Here is a 19,648-nt window from a genome sequence, read left to right as displayed (position 1 = left end):
ATTTTTCTATCTGAGTCTATATTTGTGTACGCGATGATCAAGACTTGTTAGCAGCAGTTTTTTCTGCGGCAGCACTAGTATCAGGAGTTGCGGGAACAGCCGCGACTTTACTCATGGGCACCATGTTTGGTGTGATGGCATCACCTGGGCGTGTACGTTGCAGGCCATTGACGACGATGCGTTCACCGGCTTTCAAGCCAGATTCCACGATCAGCAAATCTTCCTGCCTGTTACCGAGGCGTACTTCGCGGTAAGCAGTGTGATTGTCCTTGTCGACTGCCAGCACGAAACGCTTGCTTTGATCGGTGCCTACGGCTTTTTCATCTATCATCAATGCCGCATGCGGTGCACCGCCACCGAGGCGTACACGGGCATACAGGCCGGGCAAGAGCAAGCCATCCTGGTTTTCAAACACGGCGCGTACACGTACGGTTCCTGAAGAAGTATCCACACGGTTATCGATGGAAACCACCTTGCCCTGACGCGAATAACCATCTTCATTCGCCAGACCCAGGAAGACTGGTACCTGGGTATTTTTGGCCTGCGCCGGGTTCACGTATTTCAGGAAACTTTGTTCATCCACATCAAACGATGCATACACTTGCGAGACGGATACCAGCGTACTCAAAGGCGGCGAGCTGGCACCGACTGCAATGACGTTGCCTACAGTGACCTCGGCACGCGAGATGCGGCCAGCAACCGGTGCGGTGATCTGGGTATATTCAAGATTGAGCCTGGCTGTTTTCAATGCTGCCTGCGCCGCCAGTACATTGGCCGCTGCTTCACGCGATGCATTTTGTTTTTCTTCAAAGTCACGGCGGGCAATGGCGTTTTCACCCAACAGTCTTTCACCGCGTGCCACGTCAGAACCGGTATAGGCTGCGCGTGCTTCGGCTGCTGCCAGTTGCGCCTGGAAGCGTGCTACTTCAGCCGCATACGGGCGCGGGTCTATGGTGAACAGCAAATCACCCTTTTTGACCAGGCTGCCATCCTTGAAATGCACTGCAGTCAGCGTGCCGCCAACCAGCGGGCGTATCTCAACTCTATCGACGGCTTCGAGCTTGCCTGAATAATTTTGCCAATCGACGATATTGCGGCTGACGACTTCTGCCACGTCGACACTAGTTGCCGGTGGAGCACCTTTGGGTGCAGCGTCACTGGCTTCGACTTTGATGGCGCCTATGGTGCCTGCAGCAGCGATCAACAGGACAATGGCAGTGCTGATGGCGATGGATTTACGGCTTGGTGTAGTGGATGTAGTGGATGTAGTGGAGCTAGTAGATTCAGACATGATATTCCTCGTGGATGTAGTATGTAAATTACTGAGTTCTTGAGAGTCTTTTGTTTTGTCAGACATTTTGTTTTTCCTCCAGGGATACGAAAGCAGATGTGTTCAAATCAGTAGGTGCACTCAAACGGCGGCGCAGGAAATCTGCCACTTCCACCAGCACGGGCTGATGCTCAGGCAGTGATGCATGCTTGATCCCGGCAAAGCGGGCGACCTGTACTGGCACGCCAACGGTGATCAGGGCTGCAGCATATTTTTCTGCTTCCACATGCAGGACATCATGTTCAGCAGTGGCGATAAAGGCGGGTGACAAACCACCGAGGCGGCTGGATTCCAGCGGCGCAGCATAGGGGTGCAGGCGCTGCAATGAGCGTGGCAAGTATTGGCCATAACAATGCGCACATTCTTGCGGAGTCAGGTCAGACTCCAATTTCTTGGCGTCACCCAGACGTGTCATGCTGGGGTCCAGCATCGGGCCTATCAATGCTTGCGCCAGTATCGGCGGGGCATTGCGGTCGCGTGCTATCAGCGTCAGGCAAGTTGCCAGATTGCCACCGGCATCGTCACCTGCTACTGCCAGACGGCTGGCGTCCGCCTTGATACTGACAGCGTTTTTGATGGCCCACAGCATGGCGGTGTAAGCATCTTCCGGCGCTGCCGGGAAAGGCTTGGCCGGTGCCAGTGAATAACCCACGGACAAGACAATGACATTGCTGTTGCGCGCAATGAAGCGTGCCGGTACATCGGCGTCATTCAAAGAGCCGCTGATGAAACCGCCACCGTGGAAATACAGCACCACCGGCAAAACCGCATTGCCCTGAGGACGATACAGGCGCACAGGAATGACGCCCAGCGGGCCAGGGATAAGGAAATTATCTATCTGCAAAGATAGCTCAGCCGTCTTTGTGGTCTTTTTTCTTTTCTTGACGGTGTTGCTGGGGTCGCCAGAAATATCGGAAATTGTTGCTGTTTCGTCCATCATATTGTCGCCAATCGCGCCAGAGCTTAGTGAATGGAGCGAATAGTAGGCGCGATGCGCTTCCGGATAAACGCCTATAATCGAACATGACTATTCCGCCAGGCCGACTAATCGAGCATCAAATTAGGTTTATACTTCGTTCAGACGAATAGTCCTTGACTATGCCAACCAGTTATTCAGGAGTACCGCGATGGACCGTTTCCAGGCAATGCAAGTCTTTACCCGCGTGGTAGACAGCAATAGTTTTACCCGCGCCGCCGACAACCTCGGCTTGCCGCGTACCACCGTCACGACCATCATCCAGAACCTGGAAAGCCTGTTACAGGTGCGCTTGCTGAACCGCACCACCCGCCGCCTGAGCCTGACGCCAGACGGCGCGGCCTACTATGAGCGCTGTGTGCGTATCCTGGCTGACGTGGACGAAACTGAATCCTCATTCCAGAACGTGGCGCGCGGCCCCAAGGGGCAACTTCGCATAGACGTGCCAACCTCGATAGGCAGGCTGATCCTGTTGCCGCAGGTCTGTGAGTTTTATTCGCGCTACCCTGACATCAAACTGGTCATGGGCATGGGTGACCGCATGGTCGACATGGTGCAGGAAGCGGTTGACTGCGTGATACGGGTTGGCGAGTTGCAGGATTCCAGCATGGTGGCCCGCCGCATAGGCACTTTCCAGAGCATCACTTGCGCTGCGCCAGATTATCTCGACACCCATGGTGAACCACAGACACTGGAAGACTTGCAGCACCACCAGGCTGTGCATTATTTTTCCAGCCGCACGGGCCGCAACCTTGACTGGGATTTTGTTGTCGATGGCAAGACCGTGGATGTCACGGTCAATGGCAAGATATCTGTCAATGATTCTGAAGCTTATATCGATTGCGCCGTCAAGGGTTTTGGTCTGATACAGGCGCCGCGCTTCATGCTGATGCCGCATCTGCAATCCGGCGCATTGCGTGAAGTATTGCCGCAATGGACACCGGCCCCCATGCCCATCTCGGTTGTCTACCTGGCCAACCGGCATTTGTCACCCAAGGTGCGCGCCTTTGTTGACTGGGTGGCAGAGCTGTTCCCGCGCTGCCCCTTGTTCAGCGGGCGCGATGCAGAATTACTCAACGGTATGGGTGAATGTATTTTCGCAGGCAAGCCAGACCAGCGCCCTGTCCACAATACGCTGCGCTCTGTCATCGAGCAAAAGAATATTGCTGAAAGTGTGTTTTAAACGCCAGCTTGCCTACACTAGTTGATTTCAAGCAATAGCAATTTAACAAAATTAAATTTACAACAAATAGTGTATTTCAATTAAATCATTTTCCGTTTGCCCGCTAAAGTCGTTAATAATTCATTACTAGCGAGCGTGCAAGATGATAGGCAACATTAAAGCTGATAATTATTCCCTCAGAAGCTTTGAGAATAATGAGCCTGCTTCTTCACCTACTACAGCGCCCGCAGACACGGTGAATATGAATGTCTCACGCTTAAGCGGCACGACCTACTCGCAACGTAATCATTACCTGCATATGAAGTTGCAAAACGATTTGAAAAAATCGGGTGCACCAGAATTGCAACTGAACTTGCCCAAAGGCTCATTGATCGCCTCTTGGAATGGCTACCTGAAAGAGCAGGCGGCGGGAAATCCTGTCAAAGCAACTGAGGCAGCAGCGTCTCCGCAGCGCAGTTCAGAGTCACTGAACGATATATTCAAGCAAGGCATGAAGGCAGGACGCAGTCATTCTCCTGTTGGTTCGATCCACAACTCGCTACACAAAGCGGATACAGACAAGCTGACACCCAGCCTAGAGCAAAAAACCCGTTCTGAAAGCAAGCGACCTGCAAGCAGCAATTCCATGCAACAGCAATTGCTCTCGCAGCTCAAGAGCAAAGAGCATGACTCTGTCTCAAGCACACAAAAAGCCCAGGCTGTTCCGGGACCTGTAATTGATCCGGTGACAGGTGCAATCAACCGGGAGAACCTGGCAAAAACAGTGCGCGCCCTGATACAGGAATTACCGCCGGTGCCCACCAGCCCGCTAGACTTGCGCGAAAAAAGAAGAACAAAGATAGTTGAGCAGCTTCATGCCGTCCTGGCTTTGGCCACCAGCAAAAATGGCTTGCCTGAAGATGAGCTGGGTTTAAAAATCCGCGAGAGCTTTTCGCAGGCAGCAAGCGACTCAAGAAAACTGGCGCGCAATCTGGCAGGCTCGACCATACAGCGCGCCCTGTTCAAACCTGAGCCTGAACTGGCATTGACTTATAGCTGCATGGGTGCCCTGCTCACCGAATTGAAGCGCATACACCTGACTGCAGCAGCCCCGGCAATTTTGGACAAGTATGCAGCGGTTGAAGCTAAAAACATGGAAAGCGCAGCACCGACGATAGATAAAGGCATTCCCGGTGCCAGCCTGGTAGTATCAAAAAGCATAGGAACCAAACATTCCTTCTTTGGCCTTGGTAATCTTGGTGGCAGCCTGCAAAAAACCAATGTCCTGAGCATTGATGAAGATGGTGATGCCAATTACTGGGAAATGCTGGGTGGGCATATCAAAGGTGGCTACGGTAATAAAATAAATGGCTGGGGTTACGATGCTAGCGGCAAAGTAAAAGCAGAATTTGGTACAAAATTCTTTGAAACAGCAAGCGCCGCCGAGATGGCAAAATTGATCGCGAACATGCACGCGAATCAATTGCTGAGCCAGCGCTCAGCTGGGCAAAGCGCTGAAGTACTGACCAAGGTCAAAGAAACCTACAATAAAATTGCCAAATTCGTGGTTGGCAGACGTTATGAAAGTGACGCCACAGAACCAACTTATCTGAATGATGCCAAGCTCGCCAAAGGTTACAACACCGCAAAATTGATGCACATTGCCGACGCGGCAGACTCTATGCTGGGACAAAAAAAGATAGCTGCATTGCTTGCAGCAGCCTATCCAAGTGCGACTCAACTGCTGAATAAAAGCCAGGCTGCCGGGGCTGTCGGGACTACTGATAAATTGCGCTCCCCCATCAACGCGTCTATCCCTGATTCAGTTGGGTATGCCAACAATAAAACCATGAGACCGGCAATCAATAGTGTGACTGCCACCCTGGCCGCAGGAATTGGAAAAAATCACAATGATGGCAAGTGGTCTGCAGTTGGTGGCAAGGCAGGGGGCGAGCTGACGGTCAAAAATCTGGCAATGCACATCAAGACAGCTGAGCCAGCGCACCGCTTGCTCGATCCAGTGCATCTGCATGATATGGCACAGACCATGGAAGTGCATCAGCGGCTTGAGAAACTGAACAGTCCACGACTGCATTTATATCATTCCCTGCGCGACATCATGGAACAGGGTGCGCCGGGTGCTACGAATAAATTACCAACGGAAGCCCAGCATTTTTATGGCAACACTGGCCAGGTTCCCAAACAATTCAAAACCACCATTACCACTCCTGATATTGAGAAATTGGCGGGATTGACGTCTGCACTTGAAGAAATGCACAAGATGTATGGCAACTACCTTGAAAATGCCAATCTTGTTTTAGCCAAGCCAGACCGTTTCCTGCCGCCTGAGCTAAGAAATGAATTCCAGGCAAAGAGAGAAAAAGCGTACAACGCAATAAATACGGAAATCTGGCAAAGTAAAAATCCGCAAGGCGTGCAAGGGGCGTTGAAAGATCCAGAGAAATTTGTCGCCGAGAGCTATGATGGGATTTCCCTGGCACTGGCATCTGCCGGTACACACCTGAGCTTGCTCAAGAGAGAAATCGCCAGGGAAGAGGCAAGCAATCCAAGCGCAGATCCGGCTGCAAGAGAGCGGAAAATTGCCGTGATCAGAGCTGCTGATCATGAGTACACAAAAATACGTGAACTCATGGATACCACCTTGCTACCTATCAAGCATGAGACCTTGTCAGAGCACATGCTGCTGAAAGAGCGTGCGCTTTGGCAAAGGCAGGACTACTCGGCAAAACTGACGGGATCTGGTGGTTCGAATTTCAATGTTTCAGATACCCTGCCCGCGCAAACCGACCAGACAAAAGAAGACGGCGCACATAATCCCAGTTTCACGACACAGGTAGGGAATATGTCCGTCTCGGTTGAAGCGAGAGTACAAAATGCTTCTTCGCAAATCAATTCCGGGCGACTGGGGCAATTCATCGTCCTGACGATCAGCGCCAATGCAGGCCAGCCTGTCACAGGCAAGCTGGCAGAAAAGGGCTTGATGCTGGCGCTGGAGAAGATGTATCCCGGCACATCATCCCAGGATTTAAGGTCCATGACAGACGAAGCCTGCCAACAATTGCGTGGCGTGCAAGGGGTAGTCGCAGATCAGGGGGCCGGTGCATCCATAGAATTGAAGCTGCACAGAATGCCAGAGGTAGGGTCCAGGGCGCGCTTTGAAATGCAGCGTATCCGTGGTCTGTCAAATACAGATAGCGGCATGAGCATTTCCGTTCCATTGATTGTGAGCAAGGCGGGTGTGACTTCTTTAAGCCTGAGCAATAAAGATTCAACTACCTCGGTAGTGAATGAAATTATTGGCCCGGACCTGAGTTACCTGATGCTGCGTTTTTCTGACTTGAAACAAATGCTGGACCTGGGGAAGAAGGACGATGCATCGCTGTCAGAGATGTTTGGTGCTAACCCACGGATCAAGAACCAGTATTTCGGCAACCCGGATTTATTCATCAAACTGATAGACAAACATCAGGAATATCAGTCTATCAGCAAGGCTGGGTATGATATTTCCACCATGGCCATGCCGAATGAATTCTTTTGGTATTTTGAACAGGAACCCTATAAGCGTGCGGCGACCATGGCAAACGAAGTGGCGCATTTTGCACCAGGGTCAAGCAAGAACAATAGCGACCCCTTTGCCAAGGCCCCTGAAAATCTGTTGACCCAGATACGCAACATGAACCTGCCTGACGGCGTCGATTGGGAAAAGGAAAAAGCTGTAATCAGCAAATTGTCTTCTGTAGAACAACGCCTGGCTTATTTTGAGAGCCCCAATGGACGCCATGTATTCAATCATTTCGTCAACATCATTGATGTCACCAAGCAAGTTAATAGCGCAGCAATGGTACATGCAGAACATCGCAAGGACGGCTTCAGTATCAAGATACCTCACGCTGAAATAGCAAAAGAAGTGACCGACACAATCACGCGCATGGATGCCAGGCGCTCAAGCGAGACAGGCCTGTTTGGCACGTTAAAGTCAACTGTCGCAGATATCAAACGGCCCGAGAGAAAGACCCTGCGCGAACTCAAGCCCGTCGAACTTGAAATCATTTCAAAGTACATGACAGTCTCTGACCGCGTCAGGGTTGAGGCATTCAAGGAACTGGCTAAACGCTCTGCCCTGATCAAAGCCGCTCCTTTGCAGAAAAAATCGGAAGTGCCAGGCTCATTTAAAACCATTGAAACCAGCAAGAACATTTCCAGTTTGCAGAAAAGCTTTATCAACGGCACACAGCAGGCGGAAACTGAAAAAGGTGCCAGCACTAGCGAAGCTTTGAAATCCCCATTTGATGCAAAAGGGGCGACGATAGCAGCGAAGAAAATCACTGCGATGCAGGGAACTGCTTTTGGCAATCCGGGTAATGACGCCAATAAACTGGTCGCTGGCAGTATTTTACCGACACCCAGATCACAGGCAGGTACAACATCAGACAACAGAGCCACGCAGGCAATCGCTGAAGAACGTGAGCGCATGGCAAAACTGATGCCCAAAGTCGAAAGCTGGATGAAGGCCAGGAATATAGCGATAGTGCCAAATAATGGTGATAGCCTGAATTGCCTGATCATTTCTTTACTGCAGCATGCCACCAGGGACTACACCTCACAACATACAGAGATGGCGACAAAATTACGCACTGCGTTACAGCAAAAATTCCCTGAAGTAGGTAGCCAGATGCTGTATTCAGACGACGTGCCTTTCCGGGCGCTGGTGAACCATATCAATAAAAAATTTGATGTCAGTATGAATGTCTTGATAGTCCAACCGCATGAAAGTGGCACACCGGTTGTATTACCCACTAATAAGACAGGGACAAACGATGTCGTTATCATCCAAAAAGCCGCACATTATGAAGCAATCACCATGGCATCTGGTGCAAACCTGCAAAGCAAATCTGATCTTTTGAATATTCCCAATGTGCCTAGTTCGAGGTTGAGCCAGATTTCTGACAGATTGACGGCAAAGACTGATTTGTCTCGCAAACTTTAGCAAAACGGGTTTCATTTACCCCCCCCAAAATCACTTGCTTTAGTACGCAACGCTAATCCGTCCATATTTTTGGCAGGATTAGCGTTGCGGGTATTTGCATTTTATCGATTCCCAATCAAATTTTTGCGCAAATCAGCTGGCGTCCCTTCTTCGGGCGCTACGCTCGCTTTCTTACCGCTACAATCTTTTACCATCTGCAAAACATCTTTCCTGAAAAAATACCTGGCCTATCATGTTCAAGCTTTGTCAGTTCATCGTTATGGTATTGACTGCATCCTTCAGTGGCCTGGCAGTGGCTGGTGTGGGAGCCCCCGTATCGATAGAAGCGATAGACAGTGTCTGGTCGGGGCACACTGTGCCGTTTGCTATCAGCACTGGCAAAGACAAGCTGTATCTGGCCTACTACGATGCCAACCGCCAATTGACAGTTGCGCAGCGCCCGCTGAATGCGCCCAGTCACTGGGTGTATCACAAGCTTGATACCTGGCTGGGTTGGGATAGCCATAATCTGATTGCGATGGCATTGGATTCCTCAGGTGCGCTGCATATTGCAGCCAATATGCATGTTGATCCTTTGACGATGTTTCGCTCGGATGCTGGTGGCGATGTCCGTAACTTGCGGCGGGTGCCGCTGATGGTCAACGCTGCACGTGAAAAAGCGATGACTTATCCTGTCTTCCTGAAGAACCAGCAGGGGCAATTGATATTCAAATACCGTGACGGCAGCAGTGGCCGGGGTAATGAGATTTATACGGTGTATGATGAAAAGTCACAAACCTGGGCAGCCTTGACGGACAGCCCGCTGGTCGATGGTGAAGGAAAACGTAATGCCTATTTCATGGGGCCAGTCAAAGGACAGGACGGCTATTTTCATATAGCCTGGGTATGGCGTGACTCACCAAGCGCAGAGAGCAACCATGATCTGTCGTATGCAAAAAGCCGTGACCTTGTGCATTGGGAACGTGCCGATGGCAGCGCCCTGAGCTTGCCTATACGCCTGAAACAGGCTGAGATTGTTGACCCTGTTCCCGCAGGTGGTGGCATGATCAATAATAATACTGTCATAGGTTTTGATGAAGATGGCCGGGTTATCATCACTTATCATAAATATGATGCTGCAGGAAATACGCAAATCTGGCTGGCGCGCTATGAAGACAAGCGCTGGAAGCTGCGGCAAATCAGTGCCTGGAGTAACTACCGCTGGGACTTCAAGGGTACGGGTTCACTGAATTCAGAAATCTTTGTGGAAGGAGCGCGACCTGGCAAACCCGGGCAATTGCAAGTTGCAGTGACACGTCTTGGACAAAGACTGGAATTAAGTGTGGATGCCAGCACACTGGAAGGCGTGACAGAAAAGCCTGTACCTGGCGTGGCAGACATGTTTTCCAGCTATCTGAAGCTCGCCCCTGGAATGCAGATCAATACAGTTGAAGCCAGCGATAGCAAAGGAAAGATATACAGGCTGGCATGGACAGCGCAGGCACCACACCGTGACCTGCCATTGACAGAGATACTACCGGCCACAGATTTAAAATTATTCGTTTTCAACCCTGAAAAACCCTGATGCAGAGAAAGCAAGCGATGAGAAAAAACATGGCGATGGCATTATTGATGCTGGCATATCTGATACCTCTGAATTTAGCCAGGGCACAAACCACTACGGCAACTGCAGCAATACCGGCCAGAACTGGCGCTATCGCCAGATCAGAAGTGCTGGCGCTGGCTGAGAAGGTGGCGGACTATCAACTGGTCACCATGGCAGCCGGATATTATCCAGCCAACGCCTCATCCGATACTCCAGATCCCAGGGGCTGGGTGCAGGCCGCGCTATTCATAGGTCTGTCTGACCTGGCAGAACGTAGTGACAAGCCTCGTTACCAGCAAGTCATATTCAGCAGGGCAGAAGCCAATAAATGGGAACTGGGCAAACGGCTCTATCATGCCGACGACCATGCGATAGGACAAGCTTATCTGTGGGCTGCGCGCCATGGCGCAGGTGACGCAGCATTGAAAAACATGCGCAGCAGCTTCGATAAAATACTGGCGAACCAGTCGGAAGTGAGCTTGCAATTTCAAAAAGACCCGGGTATCAATTGCCAGGTGCGCTGGTGCTGGTGTGACGCCCTGTTCATGGCACCTGCAGCCTGGCTGGAAATGTCTAAAGTAACAGGTGATGAACGTTATGCGACATTTGCAAAAAAAGAGTTTTGGGCAACGACTGAGTATTTGTATGACCAAAGCGAACACCTGTATTTTCGTGATTCGCGTTTCTTTGATCAGCGTGGCCCCAAAGGCGAAAAGATATTCTGGAGCCGTGGTAATGGCTGGGTATTTGGCGGGCTGGCACGCATAATACCTTTACTGTCACCGGCAGATCCAGATCGCCCAAAATTGGTGGCATTATTCAAAGACATGGCCGCCAGGCTAAAAGCCATACAAAAACCAGACGGCTACTGGGCACCTTCGCTACTGTCTGATCCGGCTACGGCCCTGCCTGAATCCAGTGGCACAGGCTTTTATGTGTATGGCCTGGCCTGGGGCGTCAAGGCTGGCATACTGGATCGTGCCAGCTATGAGCCTGCCATACGACGTGGCTGGAATGCGCTGACACAGGCTGTGCACCCCAGTGGCAAGCTGGGCTGGGTACAGCCAGTATCCGACAGACCAGACACTGGCAATTTTGAAGATACCCAGTTTTATGGCGTAGGTGCTTTCTTGCTGGCTGCAACGGCGGTTGCAGACTTGAATCTCAAGCCTGCACCTTGATTTTTGAAACTACCGTTTTGAAACTACCTTCTCGAAGCTACCTCTTCGGCTCCGCAATAATATTTCCTTCAAGCCCGGCTTTTTTGCCGGGTCCGCCTTCCACCAACACCGTCACTTGCGCTAGCCCTTCGAAGGCAGGCAAATCCACGCTAAGATCACTTGTGCTCACAGAGGTTTTTGATCCCAGCAATTTGCCATTCAACCATATCTCTGCCTTGCCGTTGATGCGTGAGAAAAGCAGGCGGGCTTTGCCGTTGCCGAGTTTTTTATCCAGCGTAAAATTGCTGCGGAACAGGTGAAAGTGATTGCCCTTGCCATCGCCACTTTTAGCTTCTACTTCTAGCATGGGTGGCTGGCCCCAGCTCCAGGTATTCATGTCATTGTCGGCCAATATCTGATTGGGATCAGGTCGAGTAGTAAATGCTGGTGAGATACGCCAGTTTTGCAGATATAGCATGGGCGCTTCACTAACTGCAGCGAAGGGAGTGCCCGCAGTTTTATGTACCGGTATGCGCACACTGGCTGCTGTCAAACCAGGTGCTGTAGCGGTAACCAGCAGTTCACCACTGCTGTCAAAGTGACTTTGTACGATGAGTTGTGCCAGGCCATTAAACAGCTTGCGTGTCTTGCCTTTTTCATCTTCGTGAGAATTCGGGTCACCATTGCCATGGCCTATGGACCGCCCTGCACCGGACACTTCAAAGCTGATCTGGCTGTTATCGACAGGGACGGCACGGCCCTGCGCATCCAGCGCACGCACGGTAATGGGCATGGCATCACGGCCATCACCTGCCAGTGATGCACGGTCAGGCAAGAGTTCCAATGCGACGGCCTTGCCTGTGGTTTCTACGCTGGTGCGTACGACTTCCTTGCCGCCTTTGTAGCCCAATGCTTCCAGCTTGCCAGCTTCATACGCGACCTGGAAAGTATTCATGCGGTAAGGATCAACTTGCTGTTCGCCCAGCTCACGGCCATTCAGTGTGAGTTTGACGCGCTCTACATTGGCCATGACCATGACGCGAATTTCCTTGCCTTCCTGGCCTTGCCAGTTCCAGTGGGGTGCGATGTGGATCAACGGTCTGTCCTTGATCCACTGTACCTGGTGCATGTAGTAAGCAGTTTTTGGGAAACCATTCATATCCATGATACCGAATACTGAACTCACCGATGGCCATTCATGTGGTGTCGGTTCACCACGATAATCAAAACCTGTCCAGACAAAGCCACCTGCCACATAGGGACGGCTGTCTATGGCTTGCCAGGCATCGCGGTGACTATTACCCCATTTGGCAAAGTCGTCGTCATAACTGGCGACGATATTCCTGCTTTTATCGGTCGTGAATTCACCACGTGTCATGAAGGCCGAGGTATCTTCTGCACTAGTGAATGGCTTGCCGGGATTAGCCTTGTGATAGCGGTCATAATCAGGCACCTGGTAATTGGCACCCAGTACGTCGACGGCATGTGAGACATTCAAGGCGGTAAAAAAGCCGCCATTCATCGCGGCAGTGACAGGGCGGGTATCATCCAGCGCCTTGACTGCCGCCGTCATGCGGCGTGCCATTTCATAACCGACTTCTGTGCCCTGTACCGGTTCTTCATTAAACACTGACCACAGGATGACACCAGGGTGATGTCGGTCACGCCGCACCATCCATTCCAGTTGCTTCATATAATCTGGTGAAGGATTGAAATTGCGGTTTTCATCCATCACCAGGAAGCCCATGCGGTCTACCATATCCAGCACTTCAGGTGCCGGTGCATTGTGGGAAAAACGTATGGCATTCACACCCAGTTCTTTCAGACGGCGCAGGCGGTATTCCCAGATGGAATCAGGCACGGCCACGCCGACACCGGCATGATCCTGATGCAGGCATACCCCCTGCAATTTCACATGCTGATCATTGAGGAAAAAACCTTGTCGGGCATCAAAGCGTATGCTGCGAAAGCCGGTTTTGAGGTTCACCTCATCGATTGCCTTGCCATCTTGCAGTATGGCCGTTTTAACACGGTACAGTGCTGGTTTATCCAGCGTCCAGCGTTGTGGCTGATTGATAGTTATGGGCAATTTGGCGATAGCCTGGCCAAGCACAGGCACACTGACAGACTGGGTCTTGCTGGCAACCACTTTGTCATCGGGACTAAAGACCGTGACTTCGACTTTGACATTAGCTGTCTGCTTGCCGCTGTTGTCCAGCGTCACCGCTACCGGTATTTGCCATTGCCTGTCATTGATTTGCTTTGGTGTAGCGTGCACACCGTCAGTCATGATGTGGACGGAATCGGATTTAAGTAACCATGCGTGGCGGTAGATGCCTGCGCCTTCATACCACCAGCCTTCCATCTGCTCTGCATCGACACGAATGGCAATGGTATTGCTGGCATCGCCATAACGCAGATAGGGAGTGATATCGATATTGCTGGCATTGTAGCCAGACCAGTTACGATGCACGATATTGCCATTCACCCAGATGCTGGCATGGGTGGCAATGCCATCAAACTGTAATTCAAAATAGCGGCCACGCTCACTTTCATCCACCCGCAGATAACGACGATACCAGGAAATGCCACGTGGCCTGTAGCCTTGCGAGATATTCGCCTTGGGATCGAATGGGCCTTCCACTGCCCAGTCATGCGGCAAGTTCAACTTGCGCCAGTCGTTGTCATTGTATTTTGTAGCCGCCGCACCCTGGGCATTGCCAGCCTTGGCATTACCATAGCTTGCGCTATGACCGATGATGTCTGGCATGGGAATATCACCCAGATGGAATAACCAGCCTCTGTCCAGTGACAGGCGTTCACGCCCTGATTCAGCAAAGGCTGAAGTCGTCGATAAAAGTGAGATCAGGACCAGGCAGTTGATGACACACACCCGCCATCCCTGCCTGAGTGATTTGATGATAGTTAGCATATGCCCGCACCCTTGATTAGTGCAGGATATTTTATGAGAGTATGCTCACCGCCAACGCCAGGCGGAGAAAGAATCAAGACATTGACTGATCTTCAATGAAAGTTGGGGCTGGCAGGCTTACAAATCACCTCCACGCTGTGCGGCTGCTGGCAAGGTGAACCAGAACACGGTACGCACGCCGGGTTCAGACTCAAAGCCTATGCTGCCACCCATGGTTTCCACCAGGTTCTTGGTGATATTCAAGCCCAGGCCAGCGCCACCAAGATTCTTTTCGCCATGCTCTTCTGCCTGGGCGAATTTGCCAAAAATGCGGGGACGGAATTCTTCAGGTATGCCGGCACCATGGTCTTCTACTTCTATCTTGAAAATGTCATCGCGGTACTTGAGACGAATTTCTATTTGTTCATGTTCGGGTGAATATTTAGCGGCATTCGACAAGAGGTTGGCAAACACTTGCATGATGCGGTCAGTGTCGCCCATGACCCAGGCCGACTTGGGGTATTCCGTCAAGATATAGGAAGTCTGGCGCTCTTGCGCATAGCCAGTATTTGCCTCGATAGCCTGTAGTGCCAGGGCAGTAAGATCAACGCGCTGGATTTCGAAACGCATATGGCCGGAAGTAATTTTCTCCATATCGAGAATATCATTGACCAGGCCAGTCAGGCGCTTGCTATTGTTGTGGGCTATGCGCACCAGTTGCAGAGCCTTGGGTGAGAGTTCGGTCAGCGCGCCAGATTCCAGCAAACCCAGCGCCCCTCTGATGGACGTAATTGGCGTGCGCAATTCATGGCTGACAGTGGAAATGAAAGCGGCCTTCATGTTATCCATTTGCTTGCGCTCCGTAATATCACGCGCAATAGTTGATGCTGCAATGACATTTTGGTCGCCATCATGTACTGGCGACATGGCAACCGAGAGCTGAATTTTCTCACCATTTTTGCGCAAGCCCGTGACTTCAAAATGGTTGACACGTTCGCCTTTGACGATGCTGCTTAAACGTGCAGAGCTGGCGATAACATCACCGTCAGCATATAGCCGCTTGGAAGACCGGTCCAGTACTTCGTCTGCACGATACCCAAACAGTTTTTCTGCACCGGCATTCCAGCTGGTGATGATGCCATCCAGCGATTCACCTATGATGGCATCTTCAGAACTGTCTATGATCGCTGATAACTGTGAGAGTTTTGCTGCCGCTTGCAGTTGCCTCTCAAACTGCCTGACGATGACGCCACCAAAGATCAGCAAAATGATGATTAACACGGCATTACCGATAATTTGCACGATGACACTGGAGCGCCATCCTTCCAGTACCTCTTCCCTGGACAAGGCGGCAACGGCAATCAGCGGAAATTGTTCCAGACGGCTATAGCCGACAATACGTTCGATGCGGTCTATCTTGGACACCGTTGTGAACGTGCCTGAACTGGTGGCCGCAATTTGCTCGCGGAAGATGGGGCTGTTAATGTACTTCTTGCCCAGCGCACCAACGATCAGCGGCCTGCGTAATACCAGGGTGCCATCATCTGCCAGCATGGCGATGGAACCCTTTTTACCCAGATTGATACTGTTGAAATATTTGAGTAAATAATCGACATCGATATGCGCCAGGACGATGCCAGCGTAATCGCCATTTTTTTGATTCAGGCGGCGTGACATCAAAAAAACCCAACTGCCATCCTGTATCACCTTGGCTGATTTGCTGATATACCATTTGCCCTCTGTATGAGTCTGATGGTAGGTGAAATTATCGCGTTCCAGTTCACTGATCTGCGTAAAGTCCGGGCTGCTTGATGCCATGACCTTGCCATCACCGTCTATGGCAGTCATGAATTTTAACTGAGGCAGGTTATCCATTTCGCGCTTCAGGGATAGCGTGAGTTTTTCGCGCTGCTGCATGTAGCTGGCATCCTGCTCCAGCCTGTCCATGACAGAAATGATGGCTGCGTCAACTGCCTTGAGCGTATCTCCAGAATGCTGCGCCATCGCCTGCGCCAGATTACCGGCAGCAACATCGCCAGCGCGCATCGCCATGTCATGGGTTTTCCACATTTGCCAGATGCTATTCCCTATCAATACTGTGCAAACCAGCGCAATGAACATATACATGGCTAACTTGATAGAAGTTCGCTTTACTGGCATTAGGGTATTCATTCAAGATTGATAAGAAAGGACATCTGGCTTGCAGGCAATATCATGACGCACGCGTATTGTAAGTTGTCTGACCTGAATAGGCGAATGTATCACCCACCGCACTTGCTACCCGGAAATAAAGTGTTGGCTCGTGTGACAGAAATTGTTTCCTTAATAAAACCAATTAAGAATATCTGCTGAAACCTCTTTGCCAAACAAAACATTTCCATTATTATCGAAATATGGAATCAATTAAAATAACTGAAGAGAAATGATGGAAACCAAAAAAGTACTATTAGCCCTGGCGGCCCTGGCACAAGAATCACGTCTGGCCCTGTTTCGTCTGCTGGTGCAGGTGGGGCCTGCGGGGCTAGCGGCTAGCAAGATCAGTGAACAACTGAACATCCCTCCTTCGTCCCTGTCTTTCCATTTGAAAGAGTTATTGCATGCTGATCTGGTGCTATCCCGCCAGGCAGGGCGTTTTATTTTTTATTCGGCAAACATGGCTACCATGAACCAAATGCTGGGCTTTTTGACGGAGAACTGTTGCGGTGGTAACCCTTGCTCGCCAGTAAGCGTGCAGGCATGTGTGGCGACTGAATAACTTATCTGCGCTCTGCATCAGAAATTTTATGAACTCAGTACCAATTCCGGACAAAATGAATCTCGCATGCGCATATCTGAAGGTGAACTTGTCATGACTATGGCACGACGCCTGGTTTCTGAAGGCCTGGGTACTGCGCTCTTGCTGGCGGTGGTGGTGGGTTCTGGCATCATGGCTGAGCGACTGGCGGGTGGCAATGTCGCTATCGCCTTGCTGGCGAATGCGCTTGCCACTGGCGCTGGCCTGATCGCCCTGATCCTGATGTTTGGCACGATATCGGGTGCGCATTTTAATCCCGTCGTGACGCTGTCTGAAGCTTTCCAGAGGAATATGCCCGGCAAGGAAGTGCTGCCGTATATTGTGGTGCAAGTGCTGGGTGCATTTGCCGGTGTCGCTGCTGCGCATGGCATGTTTGAACACCCGCTGTTCTTTGCATCCGAGCATGTGCGTACTGGCATGGCGCAATGGTGGAGTGAGTTCCTTGCGACCTTTGGCTTGATCGCCGTCATCATATCTTGCACCCGCAGTCGCCCTGCAGTCACGCCGTTTGCGGTGGCTGCGTATATCACTGCTGCGTACTGGTTCACTGCATCGACTTCATTTGCCAACCCCGCAGTCACTTTGGCGCGGGCCGCCAGTAATACTTTTGCGGGTATACGTCTGGCAGATGCGCCGGGTTTTATTATTGCCCAGCTACTGGGCGCTGCGGTAGCGACGGCGGTATTTTGCTGGCTATATCCGTTGAAACAAAAAGACTCTGCAAGCGATTAATTTTTTCTGGATAACACTATGACGATTACCATCTACCATAACCCTGATTGCGGCACATCACGCAATACCCTGGCCCTGATACGCAATAGCGGCACCGAGCCGGAAGTGATTGAATACCTGAAGCAGCCGCCAGATAAAACAAAACTGCAAGAACTGATCGCCGCGATGAACATGCCGGTACGCGAACTCTTGCGCAAAAAAGGCACACCTTATGAAGAACTGGGGCTGGACGATGACAAATGGACTGATGATGAACTCATCAACTTCATGGTCGCACATCCGATATTGATGAACCGTCCAGTAGTAGTCACGCCTCTTGCTACCAGATTATGCCGTCCTTCAGAAGCAGTGCTAGACATTTTACCTTCCCCACAGCAAAGCGAATTCATCAAGGAAGATGGCGAGAAAGTGATAGACGTGGAGGGCAATCGTGTTCACAACAAATGACTTGCCCAGCCTGCGCCAGGATTTATTCCGGCTGCCGGAAGCTGAACAATTATTTGCACCAGCACGTGCCAGCCATGCGCCGCGCATCCTGCTGCTTTACGGCTCTTTGCGCGAACGTTCGTATAGCAAATTGCTGACGCTGGAAGCAGCTCGTCTGTTACAAGCCATGGGTGCTGAAACACGCATCTTTGATCCGCATGGCTTGCCCTTGCCAGATGAAGTACCGGACAGTCATCACAAGGTACAGGAATTGCGTGAACTGGCACTATGGGCAGAGGGCATGGTATGGACTTCTCCTGAACGCCACGGTGCGATGACGGGCATCATGAAAGCGCAGATAGACTGGATACCCTTGTCTGCTGGTGCCGTGCGCCCAACTCAGGGCAAGACACTGGCTGTGATGGAAGTTTCTGGTGGATCGCAATCATTTAATGCAGTCAATCAAATGCGGATACTGGGTCGCTGGATGCGCATGATCACGATACCGAATCAATCATCAGTAGCGAAAGCTTTTCTGGAATTTGATGAAGCTGGGCGCATGAAACCATCTTCCTATTACGACCGCGTGGTTGATGTGATGGAAGAGTTGATGAAGTTCACCCTGCTGACACGCGATGTTGCCCCGTATCTGGTGGACAGATATAGCGAACGCAAGGAATCCGCAGAGGAATTGGCCAGACGGGTGAACCAGAGAGCCATTTAATCGTTAAGCACCATTTGCATTGATGCGGGGAAAACCAGATTGACGGCGCTACCCTGCGAAGTAAATTCCAGGCCCAGCTTACCACCCAGTTGCCTGGCTCTGGTCTGCATGGAAAGCACGCCATGGCCAGCTCCTTTCCTGTCCGCAGGCAAATACATGTCATCCACTTTGCCATTGTCGATAATGCGCAATTGCATGTGTTTATCAGCATGGTCACGGGCACTCCAGAAGAAATGCTGCCCCCCATGCGTCGTTCAATTCCAGGCCCAGCTTCTTTGAATTTCATGATGGCAGATGCGAGCCTGCCCCACGCCAATATTTCCCAATTTCTCGCAATTGCTCAGGACGAAAGCCCCTGCGCACGATGCTCTCCTTGCTGGTCAATGTGAAAGTTAATTTTCATATTTATAATATTTCAAATAAGCAACATTAAACCTCATGACTGCTATAGCTCATTGCTTTGACAGTGTGGCCATCAATAGCGAATTGTTTGGGCTTAGCGTTAAATCAGGCTTCAGGTGAGAGCACAAATAGAATGACATAGATGGGAAAGCAATAAGTCAAAAAGGCTTTTTCATGCTTGGTCCATCCAAGTATTAAGTTTCCATAAAAATAAGATAGTAATAAATTGTTACGTATTTCACCCTTGACAAATATTAATAATAAATTAACCTTAAGCGCTTGACATGCAAATAAAGTAATAAGTATATGCAATAAATTCTTTCCTCTGCAAATCCCCTTTCTTAAGCATCTTTTGAGTTTTTGAGCCAGCGTCCAGCAAGCTCAGGGTGGATTGTTGTCACCGTTTTTTTGCACACTTATTTTTGCACGCTGGTTCAG

At 50.8% G+C, this 19,648-nt stretch carries 13 protein-coding genes; 8 read left to right on the top strand and 5 right to left on the bottom strand.

The features are described from left to right. Positions 1–37: 37 nt before the first annotated feature. On the bottom strand, positions 38–1,291 hold the full coding sequence (locus ACO0LD_RS20295; RefSeq protein ID WP_423009995.1) for an efflux RND transporter periplasmic adaptor subunit: 1,254 nt from the start codon (positions 1,289–1,291) through the stop codon (positions 38–40). Positions 1,292–1,349: 58 nt separating this feature from the next. Continuing rightward, entirely contained in the window at positions 1,350–2,270 is a 921-nt protein-coding gene (locus ACO0LD_RS20290; protein WP_423009994.1) for an alpha/beta hydrolase, read from the bottom strand. A 187-nt stretch (positions 2,271–2,457) separates the two neighbouring features. Between ACO0LD_RS20290 and ACO0LD_RS20285 the strand changes: the two genes are divergently transcribed. From ACO0LD_RS20285 to ACO0LD_RS20270, 4 genes are all read left to right on the top strand, one after another. After that, on the top strand, positions 2,458–3,489 hold the full coding sequence (locus tag ACO0LD_RS20285) for a LysR family transcriptional regulator (protein ID WP_423009993.1): 1,032 nt from the start codon (positions 2,458–2,460) through the stop codon (positions 3,487–3,489). Positions 3,490–3,724: 235 nt separating this feature from the next. Beyond that, entirely contained in the window at positions 3,725–8,476 is a 4,752-nt protein-coding gene (locus ACO0LD_RS20280) for a hypothetical protein (protein WP_423009992.1), read from the top strand. A gap of 232 nt (positions 8,477–8,708) precedes the next feature. Beyond that, entirely contained in the window at positions 8,709–10,040 is a 1,332-nt protein-coding gene (locus ACO0LD_RS20275; protein WP_423009991.1) for a BNR repeat-containing protein, read from the top strand. Between the two features lie 29 nt (positions 10,041–10,069). Next, positions 10,070–11,242, top strand: a complete 1,173-nt coding sequence (locus ACO0LD_RS20270) for a glycoside hydrolase family 88/105 protein (RefSeq protein WP_423009990.1) — start codon at positions 10,070–10,072, stop codon at positions 11,240–11,242. A 37-nt stretch (positions 11,243–11,279) separates the two neighbouring features. Here the strand turns inward: ACO0LD_RS20270 and galA are convergent, their stop codons facing one another. After that, positions 11,280–14,153 carry a beta-galactosidase GalA gene (gene galA / locus ACO0LD_RS20265; protein ID WP_423009989.1) on the bottom strand — a complete coding sequence of 958 codons (2,874 nt, stop codon included), beginning with the start codon at positions 14,151–14,153 and terminating at the stop codon, positions 11,280–11,282. 117 nt (positions 14,154–14,270) lie between these two features. Continuing rightward, positions 14,271–16,304, bottom strand: coding sequence for an ATP-binding protein (locus tag ACO0LD_RS20260; protein WP_423009988.1), 2,034 nt, complete (start codon positions 16,302–16,304; stop codon positions 14,271–14,273). Positions 16,305–16,557: 253 nt separating this feature from the next. Between ACO0LD_RS20260 and ACO0LD_RS20255 the strand changes: the two genes are divergently transcribed. The 4 genes from ACO0LD_RS20255 (at position 16,558) to arsH (ending at position 18,808) form a co-directional block, all read left to right on the top strand. Further along, positions 16,558–16,887, top strand: a complete 330-nt coding sequence (locus ACO0LD_RS20255; RefSeq protein ID WP_423010089.1) for an ArsR/SmtB family transcription factor — start codon at positions 16,558–16,560, stop codon at positions 16,885–16,887. A 66-nt stretch (positions 16,888–16,953) separates the two neighbouring features. After that, positions 16,954–17,658: an MIP/aquaporin family protein gene (locus ACO0LD_RS20250; protein WP_423009987.1), complete on the top strand. Its 705-nt coding sequence runs from the start codon at positions 16,954–16,956 to the stop codon at positions 17,656–17,658. A gap of 18 nt (positions 17,659–17,676) precedes the next feature. Then, positions 17,677–18,105 carry an arsenate reductase (glutaredoxin) gene (gene arsC, locus ACO0LD_RS20245; RefSeq protein WP_423009986.1) on the top strand — a complete coding sequence of 143 codons (429 nt, stop codon included), beginning with the start codon at positions 17,677–17,679 and terminating at the stop codon, positions 18,103–18,105. Then, positions 18,089–18,808, top strand: a complete 720-nt coding sequence (gene arsH, locus ACO0LD_RS20240; RefSeq protein WP_423009985.1) for an arsenical resistance protein ArsH — start codon at positions 18,089–18,091, stop codon at positions 18,806–18,808. Before arsC ends, arsH begins: the two co-directional genes overlap by 17 nt. Here the strand turns inward: arsH and ACO0LD_RS20235 are convergent. After that, positions 18,805–19,005 carry a hypothetical protein gene (locus tag ACO0LD_RS20235; protein WP_423009984.1) on the bottom strand — a complete coding sequence of 67 codons (201 nt, stop codon included), beginning with the start codon at positions 19,003–19,005 and terminating at the stop codon, positions 18,805–18,807. The two genes, arsH and ACO0LD_RS20235, sit on opposite strands and share 4 nt — an antisense overlap. Positions 19,006–19,648: the final 643 nt, after the last annotated feature.

The organism is Undibacterium sp. Ji83W (assembly GCF_049340385.1).
In the GTDB taxonomy this organism is placed as follows: Bacteria; Pseudomonadota; Gammaproteobacteria; order Burkholderiales; family Burkholderiaceae_D; genus Undibacterium.
The sequence above is the reverse complement of the archived record's forward strand: the minus strand, read 5'-3'. Positions and strand labels throughout refer to the sequence as shown.